This window comes from Siphonobacter sp. BAB-5385, assembly GCF_002261125.1.
Lineage (GTDB): Bacteria > Bacteroidota > Bacteroidia > Cytophagales > Spirosomataceae > Siphonobacter.
Genome location: NZ_NMPS01000025.1, coordinates 1 through 4,787, shown reverse-complemented (window position 1 = coordinate 4,787; position 4,787 = coordinate 1). Strand labels below are relative to the sequence as shown.

Sequence of the window (4,787 nt, the reverse complement as noted above, 5' to 3'; positions counted from 1 at the left end):
GACAACCAGGAGTTTAAACTCCTGGTTGTCTTTAATCAGTTATTCGTGCGATTTAACGAATGCTTCCAGTGACACTTGGCTGGAGGTTGGCTGAGCAAAACTGGCTACGACGGCTTCCTGTGATACCGTTGAAGTTTCAGCATTACGGGTTACCGTAGACGAGCGTGCAATGAAGCCCGCTCCGGTTAATAACGCCTGTTGACCTTGAAGTGTACCGTAATCAAGTTTCTCCAGGTTTTCAAATTTGTTAGAAGTGGAGTTATCAGAAGGCTTGAATGAAAACAATCCCAGGGGAAGAATCAATAAAGCAGGTAAAAGAAATTTTACTTTCATTAGGTTTGAATTTGAGAGTTAAAAAATTGATTAGACTTAAGTCGGATACAAATGTATAGGGGGTGTAGACCTTTTAAAATAACTTTACGTTATAGTTTATACCTGAAAGTTATAGTTGGTTTTATAAAATATTTAAATTTTATAAAAGCTAGAATCATCCGATTTTATTCGCACTATATCGATTGTTGTTTATTTGTTTTTATATATGATAGCTATTTACAGCGTAGTTTATTTTGTGAATAGATGAGTACCTAAATCGCGTTTCTAATTTATTATTTAACGTTGATTATCGATTTGCAATAAGCGTCGATATAACTATTAGTAGGGTTTATTAGATTATTCTGTAAGGCGTGAATGCAACCAGAGTGTTGAGAAAATATAACCATGAAAAGATTCGTGTTTCAACCAGTTATAATTTAGGGGATACTGATACCTGGTAAAACAATTAGGAAGGATTGGGCGGGATGAAAGCAGCGGATTATTGGGTATTCGGTAATTGGGCGTTAGGGAATGTCCGCAGGCGTGAAATCTTAACGCCTGACCCGAAAAAGCTCCCAGCCTGACCCATGAGTTAGCCGATCATACTATTCTGATTTTGGAAGTTTTTAGCAATAGTAAGCAGATCACTTGAAGTCCATTTACCGTAATTACCTCCATTGCTCATTATTCCTGTAGTATTTTTGAAATATTACTCCGTTCGTTTTCTAACGGTGTACGTTTAACTTTTTAAACTTTATAAAGTGGAGGTAGAGGATGTCCGATCTTTTTTTACAGGATGGAAGAAAACTCATGCTGATCAACGGACAGAATGATTTAGATGGAAATGACAGGGATCGTATACCGATAGTCAAGCTCTTTATGCCTTTCGAAGAACCACTTGGATATCGACGGAATTGAAGTATATGTATCCTGATATCGCACTAGTTCGGCTATGTGTCCATTTTTGAAATGGAAAGCGTCACTGCGTTTGGAATTCCCGACATTGATATTGATGAGCACTTTAAAACCGAGGACCCTTTATTTGTCTATGCAAAAGCATATCATGTGGCGGGGCGTATTACGGAAGACCCTAGCTATCTTTCCTTCGATCAGGAGTGTCAGAGTGCAAGTAGTTGATAATTAGAGGGGTATCTTGCTTCGTATAGGGCAAATTTTCTAGGAATTTATTTTAATATCTTGACTTTTATTGAATAATAAATAAGCAGTGGGCTGTATAGGATGTACCGTAAGTAGCTGTAAAACAAGATGACCCTTGTTATTGAAAAATTCCCAACACTCAGTAGAACCAATGGTAATGTACCAGGCACTCAAAATTTGTGCTTCATGCAAGTGTAGAGAAAAACGGGGCTCCTGAAGTAGTAGTTCCGCAGGCTTCATCTCTACATGAGTCAATAGACCATTGAAGGTATGCCTGCCTCCCTCATTTTTACTGGTCAGCATAATAGGCTCCTTTATTGTCTAAAGAAAATGTTTAGTTTTAATCTATACAAACTAGGTTTAAATTAAACATCTTAATTTTCTCTTATTTTATCAATTCGATATCAATGATCTACGGATACATCCGAGTCAGTACAGACAAGCAAACCGTTGAAAACCAACGCTATGAGTTAAATCAATTTTGTGATAAGAATGTATTTGTCATAGACAAATGGATTGAAGAAACAATCTCTGGATCAAAAAAGCTAGAGGATCGCAAACTTGGCAAACTACTCAAAAAGATGAAAAAAGGGGATGTATTGATTTGTTCGGAGCTTTCCCGCCTTGGTCGTAACCTCTTAATGATCATGGGTATTCTGAATGAGTGCATGAATCGAGATATCCAGGTCTGGACTATTAAGGATAACTATCGTCTCGGGAGCGACATAAACTCAAAGGTATTAGCTTTTGCCTTTGGCTTATCTGCTGAAATTGAGCGAAACCTGATCTCTCAGCGAACAAAGGAAGCTTTGGCTCGCAAAAAAGCAGAAGGAGTAGTGCTAGGGCGTCCGATAGGAAGTAAGTCAGCGAAGACAAAACTTACCGGGCAGGATAAGAGAATTAGAGAGTTACTAGATAAACAAGTCTCTTATAGTGCAATAGCTCGGATACTTGGAGTTCATCGATTGACTGTATCTAGCTATGCTATTCAGCATGGTCTGAAGAGTTAAGTATTTAGCATCAAGCAATTTTTTAAAAACAAAGATTGTTTGATGTCTTTAAACTCAATTTTTCTGACTCCATGTTCTAGTAAATAGGGTAGTACTACTATAATATTTTCTTAAAGTGTATACGTTGCCTTATGGCTCAGAGCTTTGCAATGTGAATCTTGACTTCCTGATCTAACAATTCGCACTTATGGCATTTTACAAACAAACTGCTGTAAATAGTTACCAATCAAAATACACCTTCAAGAGAATGATATACTTTTGTTCACCCCTGAGTTTGCATAAGGATTGATTGTACAACAGGATTTTGGCAAACCAGTACTCCACTCATCTCTTCATTTTTAATAAGATGAGCATGTATTCTTGCCGGATCATTGACGGAGAAGCCTATAAAAGAAGTCCATTCAGAGCGACGATGGATTCAAACCGAAGTAGTCGGAAGCGTGGTGCTGGATGGTTCACCCATGGATAGCATAAGTGTATTGATACCGGCTGAAGGGGAAAAGGACTTACCTGTTTTAAAACGACTCGAGGGGCAATGATTTATACGAAGCTGTAATCCAAAAAATGAAAGCTATTCTAATGTATTCGATGCTTTTACTGGCTGCCCTGGAGGCATCTGCCCAGGAAAAGAAGGAGATTTTTTTTGCTGATGTAACCATCCATGTGGAAAAAGGCAAGTATTACCTAACCGGTTCACAAGGGGGAAACGCGGGACCGCAGGGGTTTGCTTTGTTAGAGTCAAAAGACCTGAAAACCTGGAGGATACCCGCGAAGGCCACGGATTCGCTGGGTATGATCCTGACTAAAGGCGACCATACGTTCGGCAGCAAGGGCTTCTGGGCACCCCAACTATTCAGCGATCAGGGCCTGTATTATCTGACGTATACCGCCGATGAACAAACCGTATTGGCCCAGTCAACATCATTATTGGGTCCGTACCGGCAAAAAGAAGTGGGCCCGATTGATGGCTCTGAGAAAAATATCGATTCCTATATTTTTAAGGATACCGATGGGAAATACTACCTCTACAGTGTACGCTTTGATCAGGGGAATTACCTGTATGTGGCCGAGTTCGACCTGAAAACCGGAACCATCAAAGCCGAAACCCTGAAACGATGTTTTAATCAGACCGAGCCCTGGGAGGCAACGCCTAAGTATCAATCAGCACCCATCATGGAAGGGCCTACGGTGATAAAATTGAAGAATAAGTATTACCTGTTTTATTCGGCCAACCATTTTCAGAATATTGATTATGCGATTGGCTATGCGGTGGCCGATTCGCCTTACGGGCCTTGGGTAAAGTATAAAAATAACCCGATCATTCATCGATCGATCGTTGGCGAAAATGGCTCCGGCATGGGGATTTGTTTGAAGGAATCGACAAGCAATTATATTACGTGTACCACATTCATAACTCATCCGAGAAAGTCGGCCCCCGTCGGACGCGGATCGTACCCGTCGTCAAACAATGGGATAAAAAAGCCGGAGTGTATCAGTTTAGCGTAAAAGGGGATGCGGTCATAGTCCCGGTAATGGCCGAAAAGTAAGGAGGGGTTGTCCAGGAGAGGAAAGCTAGTTGAAAGCTCTTAAACCTATTGCTGGCGGGAAATCCAGTCATTCGTCATCCCCGGCACGCCCACTCGCAAAGCCTTATTTTGATGGTAAAACTATGGCTGTGTGGGACAAAGACAGCCACTAGCTGCCTGGCTAGATAGAAGGGGCTGGAGTTGTAGCCAGATCGGTGTTTGAAAGGATCATGAATGCCTCTTGACTGGTAAAATTTCCGCTTAAAAAGGCTTGGACAGAAATTTTATATGTCTTATATGGTCGTTTGTAAAAGGTTATAACGGCCTTTTACTTTGATTCGGGTGAAAAGTAGATCTTCATCAAGTCATTATCTCGGTCAAAAGTATATCCTCTCCAGTAGTAAACGTGGAAGGAACTATCCTTCGCCATCGCATAGGGCTTTCTCATGTCTACTTCTGTGTTTAGACAACGGATTATTAGCCTTGGAGAAGTAGTATTTCTATCAGCTTTGTAAAATTCAACAGTGTAAGGTTCAGGATCATCGAATAAATCCTTGAGTATGAGAGAACGCTCGTTGATCTCGTACTCATAGGCAGGGTCCACGTTTTCTCTGGATTTGTCAGAGCACGACAATAAGCTCGACAACAAAAGAAGTAATAAGAAATGCTTCATAAAGGTTGATTCGATTTATTAGTTAACGTGTGTATACTAGGCTGTTATATAAGTGTTTGTATGTTGAGTAAAACCCTGAAAGGTCAATTTTCCCTTTTTGCCTCTGGA

General features: G+C 40.4%; 4 protein-coding genes. 2 read left to right on the top strand and 2 right to left on the bottom strand.

Annotation, left to right across the window (positions count from 1 at the left end; translation table 11 throughout):
* Positions 1 to 39: 39 nt before the first annotated feature.
* Together BWI93_RS01825 and BWI93_RS29335 are read right to left on the bottom strand one after the other, a co-directional pair.
* On the bottom strand, positions 40 to 333 hold the full coding sequence (locus BWI93_RS01825) for a hypothetical protein (RefSeq protein WP_094808465.1): 294 nt from the start codon (positions 331 to 333) through the stop codon (positions 40 to 42).
* A gap of 1,155 nt (positions 334 to 1,488) precedes the next feature.
* Positions 1,489 to 1,773, bottom strand: coding sequence for a hypothetical protein (locus BWI93_RS29335; protein WP_094808464.1), 285 nt, complete (start codon positions 1,771 to 1,773; stop codon positions 1,489 to 1,491).
* Between the two features lie 104 nt (positions 1,774 to 1,877).
* On the opposite strand from BWI93_RS29335, the gene BWI93_RS01815 reads away from it, so the two are divergent.
* Positions 1,878 to 2,480, top strand: a complete 603-nt coding sequence (locus BWI93_RS01815; protein WP_094808463.1) for a master DNA invertase Mpi family serine-type recombinase — start codon at positions 1,878 to 1,880, stop codon at positions 2,478 to 2,480.
* 564 nt (positions 2,481 to 3,044) lie between these two features.
* Positions 3,045 to 3,986 (top strand): glycoside hydrolase family 43 protein, encoded by a 942-nt coding sequence (locus BWI93_RS01810; RefSeq protein WP_217902210.1) that lies wholly within the window; start codon positions 3,045 to 3,047, stop codon positions 3,984 to 3,986.
* Positions 3,987 to 4,787 lie beyond the last annotated feature (801 nt).